Source organism: Bacillus cereus G9842, from assembly GCF_000021305.1.
GTDB lineage: Bacteria > Bacillota > Bacilli > Bacillales > Bacillaceae_G > Bacillus_A > Bacillus_A thuringiensis_S.
In genome coordinates this window covers 4,140,561-4,156,877 of sequence record NC_011772.1, presented here as the reverse complement: position 1 = coordinate 4,156,877, position 16,317 = coordinate 4,140,561, and the positions used below count along the sequence as shown (strand labels likewise).

Below are 16,317 nucleotides of genomic sequence, written 5' to 3'. Positions count from 1 at the left end.
GGAGTCTTTGTGATGATAAAAAAAGTATTAATAGCCAATCGTGGGGAAATTGCTGTACGAATTATTCGTGCTTGTAAAGAAATGGACATTGAAACAGTTGCAATTTATTCAGAAGCAGATAAAGAGTCACTTCACGTACAGATTGCAGATGAGGCGTATTGTGTAGGACCAACGATTTCGAAAGAAAGCTATTTAAATTTGACGAATATTATTAGCGTTGCGAAGTTAACAGGCTGCGATGCTATTCATCCGGGATACGGATTTTTAGCAGAGAATGCAGATTTCGCAGAGTTATGCCGTGAATGTAACTTGATTTTTATCGGTCCAAGTCCAGAAGCTATTTCAAAGATGGGCACAAAAGACGTTGCTCGTGATACAATGAAAGAAGCAGGGGTTCCGATTGTACCAGGTTCACAAGGGATTATTAAAAATACCGAAGAAGCGATCGAGCTTGCTAATCAAATTGGATATCCAGTCATTATTAAAGCGACTGCAGGTGGCGGCGGAAAAGGTATTCGTGTTGCACGCCATGAAGAAGAGCTTATAAAAGGAATTCAAATTACACAGCAAGAAGCTAGTACCGCTTTTGGGAACCCTGGTGTATACTTAGAAAAGTACGTTGAAGATTTCCGCCATGTTGAGATTCAAATAATGGCAGATACACACGGAAATGCCATTCATTTAGGAGAGCGTGATTGTACAATTCAGCGCCGTTTGCAAAAACTATTAGAAGAAAGTCCATCACCTGCACTTGATGAAGATATTCGCAAGCAGATGGGTGAAGCGGCAGTTAAAGCGGCGGTAGCGGTTGATTATACAGGTGCTGGTACGGTTGAGTTTATTTATGAATATAAAACGAAAACCTTTTATTTCATGGAGATGAATACGAGAATTCAGGTTGAGCATCCAGTTACTGAAATGGTAACGGGAATGGACTTAATTAAAGAACAAATTCTTGTTGCTTCAGGAGAAAAGTTATCGTTACAGCAAGAAGAAGTACAATTTAATGGTTGGGCAATTGAATGTCGAATTAATGCGGAAAACCCTGCCAAAAAATTCATGCCATCTCCAGGTAAAGTAGAAATGTACTTACCACCAGGAGGATTTGGTATTCGCGTCGATTCAGCTGTATATCCGGGATATTCAATCCCACCTTTCTATGATTCGATGGTTGCTAAATTAATTGTTCACGGAAAAACACGTGAAGAGGCAATTGCAAAAATGAAGCGCGCACTTAGTGAATTTGTCATTGAAGGCGTACATACAACAATCCCGTTCCATTTGCAATTGCTAGATCATCCTGATTTTGTAAAAGGTGAGTTTAATACGAAATTTTTGGAAGAGCATGAACTTGTGACGCAGTGATACATTAAAGGAGGTTTTTTTCATGGCTGAACATATGTTAGATATGGGTCAAGATACAACTCTTGGTAAAGTAGAAATTGCACCAGAAGTAATTGAAGTAATTGCAGGTATTGCAGCTGCTGAAGTAGAAGGTGTAGCGGCAATGCGCGGTAATTTTGCTACAGATGTTGTTGAGAAGTTAGGTAAGAAAAATCATGGTAAAGGTGTAAAGGTTGAATTAGCAAACGAAGATATTATCGTTGACCTTTATGTTGTAATGTATTTTGGTGTAGCAATTCCAGTTGTTGCTCAAAAGATTCAAGACAATATTCGCCAAGCGCTCTTTACAATGACAGGACTTGAGCCAAAAGAAGTGAATGTTCACATCGTTGGCGTAACATTCGAAACACAAAAAACAGAAATCGAACCAGTGTAAGAATGAAAAGGTGCCTAGTAACATAGGCATCTTTTTTATCGTTTCATTTCTTCACAAATTACAATCCTCTAATTATTATACTATTTCAAAAAATAAGAAATAAAAAAGAAAATGTGTCGTTTTTCCAAAAAACGTACATTGTGATAAGATATGGAACTTGAAGTTAATCTTTTTATTATTTTTCAGCCTTGTAACCCGTGTGTGAAACGATAAATTGTGTTATTATCATTGTATTATAAGGTTGGAAAATCAATGAAAACTGTAAGAGTAAGTGAATTGACGGCTTATAAATTATAATAATATAACAAAGTATAAGGAAAGACTTGAAGCATAAAGGAGAGTTACAATGAAACGTAGGACGGCTAGAGAAAGAGCAATGCAAGCATTATACCAAATGGATATTACAGGTGAATTAGAACCGAAAGTAGCAGTGGAAAACACGCTAGATGAAGGCGAAGAAACAAATGAGTTTCTAGAGTCACTTGTAGTGGGTTTTGTAGAAAATAAAGAAGCAATCGATGAAGCGATTCGTCAAAACTTAAAAAAGTGGAAGCTTGAGCGTATTAGTATTGTTGATCGCAGTATTTTACGTGTAGCTGTGTATGAAATGAAATACATGGAAGAAATTCCACACAACGTAACAATTAACGAAGCAATTGAAATTGCTAAAACATTTGGGGATGAGGAATCTCGTCGTTTTATTAACGGCGTTTTATCTAATATAAAAGATACACTGTAAATTCTTTAAGGGGGAATCTTAAAATGGTAGCAGTAATCATCAAAGGAAATGAAGTTGCGGAGAAAAAACGAGCACAATTAACAGAAGAAGTTGTGAAGTTGAAAGAGCAAGGGATTGTACCAGGATTAGCAGTTATTTTAGTTGGAGAAGATCCAGCATCTCGTTCTTATGTAAAAGGAAAAGAAAAAGGCTGTGAACAAGTAGGGATTTACTCAGAGCTAATTGAACTTCCTGAAACAATTACTGAGGAACGCTTGCTTGCTGAAATCGATCGCTTAAATGGCGATGACCGTATTAATGGCATATTAGTGCAATTACCTTTACCGAAACATATTGAAGAAAAAGCTATCATTGAAAGAATTTCACCAGAAAAGGATGTAGATGGATTTCACCCAATTAGCGTGGGACGTATGATGACGGGACAAGATACATTCCTTCCATGTACACCGCACGGTATTGTAGAATTAGTAAAAGAAACGAATCTTGATATTTCTGGAAAACATGTAGTAGTAATTGGAAGAAGTAATATTGTCGGTAAACCAGTGGGACAATTGTTCTTAAATGAAAATGCAACTGTCACATATTGTCATTCTAAGACGCAAAATATGAAAGAGTTATCGAAGTTAGCGGATATTTTAATCGTAGCTGTTGGACGACCTAAAATGATAACAGCGGATTATATTAAAGAAGGAGCGGTTGTAATTGACGTTGGTGTAAACCGTTTAGAAACAGGGAAACTTTGTGGTGATGTTGATTTTGACAACGTGTTAAATGTTGCGGGTTACATTACACCTGTGCCAAAGGGTGTTGGTCCAATGACAATCACAATGCTTCTTCATAATACTGTTGAATCTGCCAAACGTGCAGGTGTCGTTTGTAAATAATTTGAGTCGGCTATGAGGAGAGAGAAATGGAGAAGCAATATTTAACCGTTACAGCGTTAACACGCTATATAAAAACAAAAATAGAATATGATCCGCATTTGCAGTCTGTTTGGTTAAAAGGTGAAATTTCCAACTTTAAAAATCATAGCCGTGGCCACATGTATTTTACATTGAAAGATGAAAATGCAAGAATCGCAGCGGTTATGTTTGCGGGTCATAATCGTAATATTAAATTCAAACCTGAAAATGGGATGAAGGTACTCGTGAAAGGGAAAATCTCTGTTTACGAGGCGAGTGGTTCTTATCAAATTTATATTCAAGACATGCAGCCTGACGGAGTCGGAAATTTACATTTAGCGTACGAACAGTTAAAAGTTCGTTTAGAAGAAGAAGGACTTTTTTCTCAAGTTTATAAAAAAGCAATTCCTCCTTACGCTAAAACAATAGGTGTGATTACGTCGCCAACAGGAGCAGCGATTCGTGATATTATAACAACGATTAAACGTCGTTATCCAATTGGGAATGTTATTGTATTTCCGGTACTTGTACAAGGGGAGTCAGCGGCTCCCTCGATTGTACAAGCGATTCGTACAGCGAATGAAATGGGAGAGATAGATGTACTAATCGTTGGCCGTGGTGGAGGTTCTATTGAGGAATTATGGGCTTTCAATGAGGAAATGGTTGCAAGAGCAATCTTTAAGAGTGAAATTCCTATTATTTCGGCAGTAGGCCATGAAACGGATTTTACAATCGCAGATTTTGTTGCAGATTTACGCGCGCCAACACCGACTGCAGCAGCTGAGCTGGCAGCACCTAACATTATAGAGTTACAAGAAAAGGTATTGCAAAGAACTCTGAGATTGCAAAGAGCGATGAGAGAGTTAGTACATAAAAAAGAAGAAAAACTACAAGTGTTGCAAAAATCGTATGCGTTCCGTTATCCAAGACAAGTATATGAGCAAAAGGAAGAGCAATTAGATAGAGCGCTAGAACAGCTTGTTTTAGCGAAAGAGCGCTATATTGATAAAAAGGTGAATCAGTTAAAGCAACTTTCATTTTATTTAGAGAAGCACCACCCATCTCAAAAAATTATGCAAACAAAGGTAGCTGTTGAAACGTTGCAAAAGCAATTACAACGTGAAATGCAAACGTTACTTCAAACGAAAGAATTTGCCTTTGTAAGAGCTGCTCAAAAACTTGAAGCGTTAAGTCCGCTTAAAGTAATGATGAGAGGGTACGGGCTTGTATATGATGAAGAGAAGCAAGTGTTAAAAAGTGTGAAAGATGTAAGCCTTGGAGATGCTGTTTCAGTTCAATTACAAGATGGAATACTAGATTGTAGCGTATCAGGCATAGAGGAGCGTGAATTGAATAATGGAAAATAAATTAAGCTTTGAAGAGGCAATTTCGCAACTTGAGCATCTTGTTTCTAAGCTAGAACAAGGTGACGTACCGTTAGAAGAAGCGATTTCTTATTTTAAAGAGGGCATGGAATTATCTAAGCTTTGTGATGAGAAGTTGAAGAATGTACAAGAACAAATGGCAGTTATTCTTGGGGAAGATGGAGAGCTTGAACCGTTTACTGCTGTAGGAGATGAAGCATAGTGACGATTGCTTTTGATACTTTTTTGAAAGAAAGTAAAACTTTCGTAGAAGAGAAACTTGTAAGCTATGCAAATGAATTACAATGTCCAAATGTACTTCGTGAAGCGATGGCATATTCTTTGGAAGCGGGTGGAAAACGTCTCCGCCCGTTACTTTTGTTTGCAACATTACAAGCGTTTGGGAAAGAAAGAAATCTTGGAGTAGGTGCAGCTTGTGCTCTTGAAATGATTCATACATATTCTTTAGTTCATGATGATTTACCTTGTATGGATGATGATGATTTAAGAAGAGGAAAACCCACAAATCACAAAGTATTTGGTGAAGCGATGGCAGTTTTAGCAGGAGATGGCTTATTGACGTATGCTTTTCAAGTAATTATGGCATATGAGCAAAAAGAAATTTCTGCCGAAAAAAAAGTAAGACTTGTACTTGAACTTGCAAAAGCAGCAGGACCAGAAGGAATGGTTGGCGGACAAGTGGCAGATATGGAAGCTGAAGGGAAACGCCTTACGATTGATGAATTGGAGTACATCCATAAACATAAGACGGGAAAACTGCTTGAATTTGCTGTGCTTGCGGGTGCGATACTTTCTGATGCGACAGAAGAGCAAGAAGAAAAGTTGCTTACGTTTGCCAAATATATCGGTCTAGCTTTCCAAATTCGAGATGATATTTTAGATGTCGAAGGAACCGAAGAAGAGATTGGGAAACCGATTGGTAGTGATCTTTCTAACGAAAAGAGTACATATACGACGTTGTTTACTGTAGATAGAGCAAAGGATATTTTAGAAGAAACAATTGCAGAAGCAAAAGGTGCGATTAGCTCCTTGCAATTACAAGATGAATATTTACTATCTATTTGCGATTTAATTGCAAAACGTAATAACTAATATAACAGCGTTTTCATTTGTTGAGTCATTTATCATTTTATGATATAACTGTAGGAAAAGGTTTTTCTTTTCTTGTTATTGGCAAAAATATATGTAGATTACATTGCCGTTATCACTTCGTGTTAGCGGCTATTTTTTTCATCGCCTAAAGAAATATGGTTTATAATAGGATTAGGGCGCAATAGACTGGTTAATAGCGGGACAAGACGAAAAATAGAAAAGAGAATTTCTTGTTTTGTGTAAATGTTTTTTATAATATTTGACATGTTGACAGATTATGAAATGAAAGTGAGTGATCCATGTGGATCTAACGCAAATTCAAAACCCTAGTTTTTTGAAAGATATGTCTATCAGTGAACTAGAGGGATTGAGTGAGGATATTCGTAAGTTTTTAATTGAAGAGCTCTCTCAAACAGGTGGACATATTGCGCCTAATTTAGGTGTAGTAGAACTCACAATTGCTCTGCATAAATTATTTGATAGCCCGCAAGATAAATTTTTATGGGATGTAGGACATCAATCCTATGTACATAAAATTTTAACTGGACGCGCGAAAGAGTTTGGTACATTAAGGCAATATCAAGGCCTATGTGGTTTTCCGAAACGTTGTGAGAGTGAGCACGACGTATGGGAAACTGGTCATAGCTCGACATCGTTATCGGCTGCAATGGGAATGGCTCTGGCACGTGATTTAAAGAAAACGAAAGAATATGTTATACCAATTATTGGAGATGGTGCTTTAACAGGCGGAATGGCTTTAGAGGCATTGAACCATATTGGACATGAAAAGACAGATATGATTGTTATTTTGAATGATAATGAAATGTCAATTGCACCAAACGTTGGTGCGCTCCATAATGTACTTGGTCGTTTACGTACCGCAGGAAAATATCACTGGGTAAAAGATGAATTAGAGTATATATTAAAGAAAATCCCAGCAGTTGGCGGGAAAGTGGCTGCGACAGCAGAGAAAATAAAAGATAGTCTTAAATATTTACTAGTATCTGGTGTCTTTTTCGAAGAGTTAGGCTTTACATATTTAGGTCCAGTCGATGGGCATGATTATGAAAAGCTATTCGAAACGTTGCAATATGCAAAGAAAACAAAAGGCCCAGTGCTTGTTCACGTTATTACGAAAAAAGGAAAAGGTTATAAACCGGCCGAGAGTGACGTTATTGGAACTTGGCATGGAACAGGACCTTATAAAATTGAATCAGGTGACTTTGTTAAGCCGAAAGAAGTTGCACCAGCATGGAGTGCTGTTGTTAGTGAAACAGTACTTAAGCTAGCGAGAGCGGATGAGCGTATCGTAGCAATTACACCTGCAATGCCTGTTGGATCAAAACTTGAGAAATTCCAAAAAGAATTCCCAAATCGTATGATTGATGTAGGTATTGCAGAACAGCATGCTACAACGATGGCAGCAGGTATGGCAACGCAAGGAATGAAGCCATTCTTAGCAATTTATTCGACATTTCTACAAAGAGCATATGACCAAGTTGTTCATGATATATGCCGCCAAAATTTAAATGTTTTCATTGGAATAGATCGCTCAGGATTAGTAGGAGCAGATGGTGAAACGCATCAAGGCGTATTTGATATCTCATTCTTACGTCACTTGCCAAATATGGTGCTTATGATGCCGAAAGATGAAAATGAAGGGCAACATTTAGTTTATACGGCGATGCAATATGAAGATGGACCAATCGCATTGCGTTATGCGCGCGGTAATGGACTTGGCGTTCATATGGATGAAGAATTAAAGGCGATTCCGATCGGTACGTGGGAGACGTTAAAAGAGGGTACACAAGCAGCTATTTTAACGTTTGGTACGACAATACCAATGGCGATGGAAGCCGCTGAGCGTCTTGAAAAAGCTGGAGTTTCAGTGAAAGTAGTGAATGCTCGCTTTATTAAACCAATGGATGAAGCATATTTACATGATCTTCTAGGAAAGAATATACCGATTTTAACGATTGAAGAAGCTTGTTTAATTGGTGGTTTTGGAACAGGAGTAGTTGAATTTGCATCTGAAAATGGTTACCATAGTGCATTAGTTGAACGAATGGGTATTCCAGACCGCTTCATAGAGCACGGAAGTGTAACAAAATTATTAGAAGAAATTGGTTTAACGACAGATGCTGTCGTAGACCGTATTCATACAATGATTCCATCAAAACAAAAAAGGGCGTAACAAATGAGCGTAAAAAAAGAAAGAGTAGATGTACTATTAGTAGAGCGAGGACTTATAGAAACGCGTGAGAAAGCAAAGCGCGCCATTATGGCGGGACTCGTATATGCAAATGAAATGAGACTTGATAAGCCAGGAGAGAAAATCTCGCAAGATACTGAGATTACGGTGAAGGGACAAGTTATGCCGTATGTAAGTCGTGGTGGTTATAAACTTGAAAAGGCATTAGAGACATTTCATCTTGATTTACAAGATAAAGTTATGATAGATATTGGTTCATCAACTGGTGGCTTTACAGATTGTGCGCTTCAAAATGGAGCGAAATTATCTTATGCATTAGATGTAGGATACAATCAACTAGCGTGGAAATTACGTCAAGATGAGCGTGTTGTTGTAATGGAACGAACAAATTTCCGTTACGTGACACCAGCAGACTTAGAACGTGGTTTACCTCAATTTGCAAGTATTGATGTTTCATTTATATCATTAAAGCTTATACTGCCAGTTTTAAAAACAATGCTTATGCCTAACGGAGATGTAGCGGCGTTAATTAAACCACAGTTTGAAGCTGGAAGAGAGCAAGTTGGGAAAAAAGGTATCGTTCGTGATAGAAAAGTACATGAAGCTGTTGTAGAAATGATTGTCGAGTTTGCTTTAAAAGAAGGCTATGATGTGGAAGGTTTAACATTTTCACCAATTACGGGTGGAGACGGTAATATTGAATTTTTAATTCATCTGAAATGGCATGGTGAACGTGAGAATGGCGAAAATCATTCTCCGATTTCTATAGAGCAAGTTGTTACAGAAGCGCATGACGTTCTAAAACAAAAAGGGAAAGGGGAATAACATATGTTGTTCCTCTTTTTGCTGTAATTGTATAATGATTGTAAAAACAATTGTGTACAAGAAACGAATTATAAGTTAACATAAATAAGTGAAGTATACCAATGTTTAAACTATGGTAAGAGATAGTGTGAGGTGCAAATGTATGAATAAAGGTCAGCGCCATATTAAAATCAGGGAAATTATTGCAAACAAAGAAATTGAAACACAAGATGAATTAGTTGATATTTTACGTAATGAGGGATTTAATGTAACGCAAGCAACAGTATCGCGCGATATTAAAGAACTGCACTTAGTGAAGGTGCCATTACATGATGGGCGCTATAAATATAGCTTGCCAGCAGATCAACGATTTAACCCGTTACAAAAATTAAAACGAAATCTAGTGGATTCATTTGTAAAATTAGACACGGCAGGACATATGCTTGTGCTAAAAACATTGCCTGGTAACGCTCATTCACTTGGAGCACTTATTGATCATTTAGAGTGGGATGAGATCATCGGAACCATCTGTGGTGATGATACTTGCTTAATTATTTGCCGTACACCTGACGATACAGGTGTTGTCTCTGATCGTTTCTTAAATATGTTGTAACAAAAAATCTTGTTTGCTTTCCATCGTAAAGTGGAAAGTGAACAAGATATTTTTATTGGTTAAAAATATGAATTTTCAATTGTAATATAATATTTTGTTTGCATAAAGTTAGAAAATAGATGGATTGACCCGTAAAACAAATGTTTGGTACAATGAAGCGGGTTAGAAGAGTATATACATACAAATATATAACATGATTATTTGAATGAAGAACTGAGAAAATCCTTTAGTAAGGGATTATTTTATAACGAGGTGAATGGGGCATTGTTATCGGAATTATCGATTAGAAACTTTGCTATTATTGAAGCATTAAATATTTCTTTTCAAAAAGGTTTAACGGTTTTAAGCGGTGAAACAGGGGCCGGAAAATCGATTATTATTGATGCGATTAGTTTACTTGTAGGTGGCCGTGGATCAGCAGAATTTGTTCGATATGGAACAGAAAAGGCTGAGATTGAAGGGCTATTTTATGTTGAAGATGAGAAGCATCCATGTATTGAAAAGGCAGAAGAGTTAGATATAGAAATAGAAGATGGCATGATTATTTTAAAGCGTGATATTGCTGCGAACGGAAAGAGTGTATGTCGTGTAAATGGGAAGCTTGTTACACTTAGCATATTAAAAGAAATTGGGAAATCACTTGTTGATATTCATGGACAGCACGAAACACAAGATTTAATGAATGAAGAACGACATCTGTTTATGCTTGATCACTTTGATGGGGATCGAATCGTTAAACAATTAGACATATATCAAAATGTATACGCTGACTATGAAAAATTAAAAAAACAATTGAAATCGTTAAGTGAAAATGAACAACAAATGGCACATCGCTTAGATTTAATTCAATTTCAGCATGAAGAAATTCGCAAGGCAGATTTAAAGATGGATGAAGAAAATGAATTAACTGAGGAACGATTGCAAATTTCTAATTTTGAAAAGATTTATAAAGCGTTAGGTGATGCATATCGTTCGTTAAGTGCCGACGGACAAGGGTTAGATAATGTAAGAAGTGCAATGGGACAAATGGAAAGTATTACACATTTAGATGAAATGTATCAAGAGAATTATGATTCAATTGCAAATAGCTATTACTTATTAGAAGAGGTTGCCTATCAACTGAGAGAAAAGCTCGATATGATGGAATATGATCCAAATCGTTTAGATGAAATCGAAACACGTTTGAATGAAATTCGTATGCTAAAGAGAAAATATGGAAATACTGTAGAAGAGATTTTAGCGTATGCAGATAAAATTGAACAGGAAATTTTTACAATTGAAAATAAAGACGTTCATATTGAAACGACGAAGAAACAGTTGAAGGAATTAGAGAGTGTTATTCTGAAAGAAGCAACGTTGTTAAGTAATATGCGTCATGAGCTTGCAGAACATCTTACAAATGCAATTCATCAGGAATTAAAAGAATTATATATGGAAAAAACGAAATTTGAAGTGCGAATTATGAAGAGAGCAGGAAATGCAGAAGAACCCCTTGTGGAAGGTGCACCGGTAAGACTTACGGTGGATGGTTACGATCATGTGGAATTTTATATTTCAACGAACCCAGGAGAGCCGCTAAAACCACTTTCAAAGGTTGCTTCTGGCGGAGAGTTATCTCGTATTATTTTAGCTTTAAAAAGCATTTTTTCTAAGCATCAAGGGGTTGCATCTGTTATTTTTGATGAAGTGGATACGGGTGTAAGTGGCCGAGTCGCACAGGCTATTGCGGAAAAAATTTATCGAGTATCAGTAAACTCGCAAGTACTTTGTATTACGCACTTACCTCAAGTAGCTTCAATGGCGGATTCACATTTATTTATTCGAAAACAAGTAGCGAATGATCGGACAATTACATCAGTTACTGTTTTAACTATGGAGGATAAAGTAACAGAAATAGCTCGAATGATTTCTGGTGTAGAAATCACAGATTTAACGACAGAGCATGCGAAAGAATTACTTACGCAAGCGCATCATTTTAAACAGACAGCAGAGGCTATCCAGTAATGGATAGCTTTTTTTCTCAAATGACGATTTCTTAATTCTTCCGGTTATAAATAATGCACTGCAAGGAGAGATTAAAAAGTGAAGCCAAGAGGCTGAATGTGGGGTAGGAGCGAGGAGAGTGAACAAGTTGAAATTAGAAAAATTTCGAAAAATAATAGGTCTTTGTCTCCTTGTTTCTTTAGTTTTTATTGGATGTTTTAAACCGCTTCGAACGTTTATTTCATCACCGAAACAACTTGTTGTTTTTGAAGGACAACAATCAGAAATATCATCATTACCAGTTTTCAAAGCTTCATCCACAAATCGTCATGTATTTACAGTGAGTTCGAATGAACAAAAACAAGGACTTATGGTAAATTCTCATCAAAATGGTGAAGCTGATATGGTATTTCAGCTTGCTGGTTTTCCAGTGAAAAAAGTAAATGTGAAAGTGTTAAAAGATTTTAAAGTAATTCCAGGTGGACAATCAATTGGTGTGAAATTAAATACAAAAGGTGTACTTGTTGTAGGCCATCATTTAATTCAAACTGAAAAGGGTAAAATATCTCCTGGTGAAACAGCAGGTGTACAAATTGGAGATATGATTACTGAAATTAATGGTAAAACAATTGAAAGAATGAGTGATGTAGCACCGTTTATTCATAATAGTGGAGAAACAGGTGAACCGCTTAATCTTGTATTGTTAAGAGATGGAAAATATATTCGTACGAAGCTAACTCCACAAAAAGACAACGGTGAATCGTCTTATCGAATTGGCTTGTATATCCGTGATTCGGCAGCTGGAATTGGAACGATGACATTTGTTCATCCAGATTCTATGAAATACGGGGCACTTGGTCATGTTATTTCTGATAATGATACGAAAAAGCCGATTCAAGTCGAAGATGGACAAATTATGCGCTCGACAGTCACATCAATTGAAAGAGGTAGTCATGGGAATCCAGGGGAGAAATTAGCAAGATTCTCACCAGATCGTGAAGTGATTGGCAATATTACAATTAATAGTCCATATGGTATTTTTGGCAAATTAAATACGAATATGAAAAACGGTATAATGGATAAAGCGATGCCTATCGCATTATCTCATCAAGTAAAAGAAGGACCGGCAAAAATATTAACAGTTATTGATCAAGATAAAGTAGAAGCGTTTGATATTGAAGTTGTTAGTACAGTGCAACAAAAATTCCCAGCCACAAAGGGTATGGTAATAAAAGTAACAGATAAACGTCTATTAGCGAAAACGGGCGGTATCGTACAAGGGATGAGCGGAAGTCCAATTGTACAAAATGGAAAAGTAATTGGTGCTGTTACGCATGTATTTGTAAATGATCCAACATCAGGATATGGTGTTCATATTGAATGGATGTTACATCAAGCTGGAATTAATATTTATGATCAAGAGAAAAAAGCGAGCTAATATATATATTAGCTCGCTTTTTCTGTTGAAAAATTCGTTGAAATTTTGTAAAAGCTCCGCAAGAGGTGTTTTTTGTTGTAAAATAAAAGAAAAGGGTTGAACGTTTCGTTGTATTTCTATGATGGAATGTGTTGCGAAAGGGAATAAATGAACGATAAACATATTTTTTTGTGATTTTATCGGAAAGTAAGAAACTTTAAAAGGGAATTTTCACACAATTGTCGAACAATTCATGTAGCCTAGAAGGATACACATGTCGGAGAATCGATTCGGTAAGGGAGGAAAAGCTGTGGAGAAAATTAAAGTATGTCTTGTGGATGATAATAAAGAACTAGTATCAATGTTAGAGAGCTATGTAGCTGCTCAAGATGATATGGAAGTAATCGGTACTGCTTATAATGGTCAAGAGTGTTTAAACTTATTAGCAGATAAGCAACCTGATGTACTCGTTTTAGACATTATTATGCCACACTTAGATGGTTTAGCTGTATTGGAAAAAATGCGACATATTGAAAGGTTAAAACAGCCTAGCGTAATTATGTTGACAGCATTCGGGCAAGAAGATGTGACGAAAAAAGCAGTTGACTTAGGTGCCTCATATTTCATATTAAAACCATTTGATATGGAGAATTTAACGAGTCATATTCGTCAAGTGAGTGGTAAAGCAAACGCTATGATTAAACGTCCACTACCATCATTCCGATCAGCAACAACAGTAGATGGAAAACCGAAAAACTTAGATGCGAGTATTACGAGTATCATTCATGAAATTGGTGTACCCGCTCATATTAAAGGATATATGTATTTACGAGAAGCAATCTCCATGGTATACAACGATATCGAATTATTAGGATCGATTACGAAAGTATTGTATCCAGATATCGCAAAGAAATATAATACAACAGCAAGCCGTGTGGAGCGCGCAATTCGTCACGCGATTGAAGTAGCGTGGAGCCGTGGGAATATTGATTCTATTTCGTCCTTATTCGGTTATACAGTATCCATGTCAAAAGCAAAACCTACGAATTCTGAGTTTATCGCAATGGTTGCGGATAAGCTGAGACTTGAACATAAAGCTAGCTGAGAGTAGAAGTAGAAAAGGGTTTTTGTTTTAGTAAAACCGATGCATGCTGGAACTCTATACTCGACAGTAATTTTAAAACTAATAAACTTTTTAATGAAAGACCAATGAATGTTATAATTCGTTGGTTTTTTTATTTTGTTTAGAAAAAGAGATTATTTGATATTATGGAAAATAAAACCTATTTTTAGTAATATTACATGTAAGTGAGTTTTTTATAAGACAATTAAATAGATATAGATAGGGGGAAGGGGAATGAAAAATAAAATTTCAACTTGGCTAGGAATAGTAGCAGCTATGGGAGTTCTTGCTATTGCAGTTACATTTGGGATGTTAGAACTTGCCGATAATCCAGTAGATAAAGAAGTGAGCGCTCAAATAGATAAAAAAGAAGACCAAACAATAGTAGGTAGAGAGGTAGATGGGGTCTTTGTTGATGTGTATGTTACTGAAAATTCTACTGAAAGAGAAGTCATTACAGCGATGCATCGCATGACTCATCAAAAAGTGGTGGCAGAACGAAAATCGGGCTCTATCCCAATGATTCAAAATAATGCTAAAAAATTAAAAGAAATCATAAATAAGAGTAGCTTTTCGAAGAAAAATGAGCTATTAGCAATTGCTAATAGATGGGCACAAAAAGATTTTAGTAAAATTGTAGAAGATCACAATTATTTCTCGGATGTTCAAGAAGATAACGTTTGTAAAGCAACTAGAGCGATGGATGCGGTAGAAGAGCAACATTATATTTTAACTACATTCGGGGAGGAAAAAGCGAAAGAACTATACGAATCAGGGGATGCTCCGCACGTTCAATAAAAAATAATATAAAGGGCTTCTAGTTTTTTATGATCGTGTTTAAGGACGCAATGGGGGCTTATAAATAAATAGTCTGCTTTCTTTATGATTTGTAACAAAAATAATAAAGGAACGGCTAAATCGCATCGTAGCACATCTGTTAAAGGATTTTAGCAGGGAAGTCATCCGTGATATAATAGAAAATAATAAAAAGCCCTGCAAAACAGGACTGTATTATTCTTCGTCTTTATTTTGTTTTTCTAATTCAACTAGCTTTTGAATTAAAATGTGTTGCGGCATATGCATGAGTTGTTCAAGTGGAACACCTAGTGCTTTTGATAAGCGGACTGCAGTATCTGGAGAAATTTGCAATGGTCTCATAGAAGTACCTCCTTTTTCGTATAGTATAGCATAAGATTGGGGGAGTGAGGATGACTCTTATATTTGCGCATCGTGGTGCGGCTGGAACGTACCCAGAAAATACAATGCTTTCATTTGAAGCGGCTGAGTCTTTTAGAGCGGATGGAATTGAACTTGATGTTCAATTAACGAAAGATGGAAAAGTTGTCGTCATTCATGATGAAACGGTGGACCGGACTACAAATGGAAAAGGTGCGGTTCGGAATTATGTATATGAGGACTTATGTAAGTTAGATGCAAGTTATAAATTTGGTGATAAAGTAGGTTTTTGTAAAATACCACTTTTAGAAGAGGTATTAGAGTGGCTTGAACAAACGAGTTTGCTACTTAATATTGAACTTAAAAATAATAAAATTCCATATAGAGGTTTAGAGGAAGAAGTTATAACGCTTGTACGGAAATTTAGTTTAGAGGATCGCGTTGTATTTTCTTCGTTTAATCACTACAGTATGAAACGGTGCCATATGATGGCTCCTGATATTCAAACTGCAATTTTATATCGCGAAGGTTTGCATAGTCCGTGGGCATACGCGAAAAAAATGGGGGCTACAGCAGTACATCCGAATTATCGTTACCTTCAAGATGCTATTGCTGAACTAACGATGGAAAGTGGTGTAGAGGTTCGCCCTTATACAATTAATGAAGAAACGCTTATGCGTAAATATTTTGATATGAATATATCGGCGATTATTACTGATTACCCTGAAACGGCAAGAACGTTATTGCCGATAAAAAAATGAGACCGCGTGTAACGGTCTCATTTTTTTATTTATAAATAGTGGGGCATTCCTATCTTCTGAAGCGAGCTTGTACTTTATTTCGTTTACGATCTCGGTGTACGACGAAGCCACCAAAAATATAAAACCCGAGCCCGAAGCAGAGAGCGCCGATTAAAAATTGTAACCACAGTATAGAGATTGGTGGAAATAGAATCCCGAATACAGTATCTCTCATTAACTTTATACCAAACACAGCTAATGAAATAGGGATGAGTGCTAATGATAGAGCAAGGTAACGCTGCATATAAACGCTCCTTTTCAGATTATTTTGTTTATTTTAATGATGTTATA

17 protein-coding genes are annotated in these 16,317 nt (G+C 36.5%); 15 read left to right on the top strand and 2 right to left on the bottom strand.

Translation table 11 applies throughout. The annotated features are described in order from the left end of the window. Positions 1–12 precede the first annotated feature (12 nt). From accC to BCG9842_RS20780, 14 genes are all read left to right on the top strand, one after another. Positions 13–1,365: an acetyl-CoA carboxylase biotin carboxylase subunit gene (accC, locus tag BCG9842_RS20845; RefSeq protein WP_000592870.1), complete on the top strand. Its 1,353-nt coding sequence runs from the start codon at positions 13–15 to the stop codon at positions 1,363–1,365. Between the two features lie 22 nt (positions 1,366–1,387). Next, positions 1,388–1,780, top strand: coding sequence for an Asp23/Gls24 family envelope stress response protein (locus BCG9842_RS20840; RefSeq protein WP_000807630.1), 393 nt, complete (start codon positions 1,388–1,390; stop codon positions 1,778–1,780). Between the two features lie 346 nt (positions 1,781–2,126). Continuing rightward, positions 2,127–2,519 carry a N utilization substance protein NusB gene (gene nusB / locus BCG9842_RS20835; RefSeq protein WP_000830247.1) on the top strand — a complete coding sequence of 131 codons (393 nt, stop codon included), beginning with the start codon at positions 2,127–2,129 and terminating at the stop codon, positions 2,517–2,519. A gap of 23 nt (positions 2,520–2,542) precedes the next feature. Then, positions 2,543–3,403 carry a bifunctional methylenetetrahydrofolate dehydrogenase/methenyltetrahydrofolate cyclohydrolase FolD gene (gene folD, locus BCG9842_RS20830; RefSeq protein ID WP_000226733.1) on the top strand — a complete coding sequence of 287 codons (861 nt, stop codon included), beginning with the start codon at positions 2,543–2,545 and terminating at the stop codon, positions 3,401–3,403. Between the two features lie 26 nt (positions 3,404–3,429). Then, complete coding sequence (gene xseA / locus BCG9842_RS20825; protein WP_000415249.1) at positions 3,430–4,788, top strand: exodeoxyribonuclease VII large subunit; 1,359 nt, start codon at positions 3,430–3,432, stop codon at positions 4,786–4,788. Beyond that, positions 4,778–5,008 (top strand): exodeoxyribonuclease VII small subunit, encoded by a 231-nt coding sequence (gene xseB / locus BCG9842_RS20820; protein ID WP_000428424.1) that lies wholly within the window; start codon positions 4,778–4,780, stop codon positions 5,006–5,008. Before xseA ends, xseB begins: the two co-directional genes overlap by 11 nt. Continuing rightward, positions 5,008–5,898 (top strand): (2E,6E)-farnesyl diphosphate synthase, encoded by an 891-nt coding sequence (gene ispA / locus BCG9842_RS20815; protein ID WP_000150374.1) that lies wholly within the window; start codon positions 5,008–5,010, stop codon positions 5,896–5,898. The genes xseB and ispA overlap by 1 nt, the downstream gene beginning before the upstream one ends. A 301-nt stretch (positions 5,899–6,199) precedes the next feature. Further along, positions 6,200–8,092, top strand: a complete 1,893-nt coding sequence (gene dxs / locus BCG9842_RS20810; RefSeq protein WP_000366457.1) for a 1-deoxy-D-xylulose-5-phosphate synthase — start codon at positions 6,200–6,202, stop codon at positions 8,090–8,092. Between the two features lie 3 nt (positions 8,093–8,095). Next, complete coding sequence (locus BCG9842_RS20805; protein ID WP_000111874.1) at positions 8,096–8,935, top strand: TlyA family RNA methyltransferase; 840 nt, start codon at positions 8,096–8,098, stop codon at positions 8,933–8,935. A 142-nt stretch (positions 8,936–9,077) separates the two neighbouring features. Beyond that, on the top strand, positions 9,078–9,527 hold the full coding sequence (argR, locus tag BCG9842_RS20800; protein WP_001032580.1) for an arginine repressor ArgR: 450 nt from the start codon (positions 9,078–9,080) through the stop codon (positions 9,525–9,527). A gap of 264 nt (positions 9,528–9,791) precedes the next feature. Continuing rightward, a complete protein-coding gene (recN, locus tag BCG9842_RS20795; protein WP_000947759.1) occupies positions 9,792–11,531 on the top strand; it encodes a DNA repair protein RecN in 1,740 nt (579 codons plus the stop codon). A 118-nt stretch (positions 11,532–11,649) separates the two neighbouring features. Beyond that, a complete protein-coding gene (gene spoIVB / locus BCG9842_RS20790; protein ID WP_002000940.1) occupies positions 11,650–12,948 on the top strand; it encodes a SpoIVB peptidase in 1,299 nt (432 codons plus the stop codon). A 289-nt stretch (positions 12,949–13,237) separates the two neighbouring features. Beyond that, positions 13,238–14,032, top strand: a complete 795-nt coding sequence (gene spo0A / locus BCG9842_RS20785; RefSeq protein WP_014894889.1) for a sporulation transcription factor Spo0A — start codon at positions 13,238–13,240, stop codon at positions 14,030–14,032. A 252-nt stretch (positions 14,033–14,284) separates the two neighbouring features. After that, positions 14,285–14,848: a PRK06770 family protein gene (locus BCG9842_RS20780; RefSeq protein WP_000791083.1), complete on the top strand. Its 564-nt coding sequence runs from the start codon at positions 14,285–14,287 to the stop codon at positions 14,846–14,848. Positions 14,849–15,061: 213 nt separating this feature from the next. Here the strand turns inward: BCG9842_RS20780 and BCG9842_RS20775 are convergent, their stop codons facing one another. After that, a complete protein-coding gene (locus tag BCG9842_RS20775; RefSeq protein WP_001247671.1) occupies positions 15,062–15,208 on the bottom strand; it encodes a YycC family protein in 147 nt (48 codons plus the stop codon). A 50-nt stretch (positions 15,209–15,258) separates the two neighbouring features. Here BCG9842_RS20775 and BCG9842_RS20770 point away from each other — a divergent pair, with 50 nt between their 5' ends. Next, positions 15,259–15,987, top strand: coding sequence for a glycerophosphodiester phosphodiesterase (locus tag BCG9842_RS20770; protein ID WP_000172594.1), 729 nt, complete (start codon positions 15,259–15,261; stop codon positions 15,985–15,987). A gap of 49 nt (positions 15,988–16,036) precedes the next feature. Here the strand turns inward: BCG9842_RS20770 and BCG9842_RS20765 are convergent, their stop codons facing one another. Continuing rightward, positions 16,037–16,270 (bottom strand): DUF2627 domain-containing protein, encoded by a 234-nt coding sequence (locus BCG9842_RS20765; protein WP_001190195.1) that lies wholly within the window; start codon positions 16,268–16,270, stop codon positions 16,037–16,039. Between the last annotated feature and the right edge of the window lie 47 nt (positions 16,271–16,317).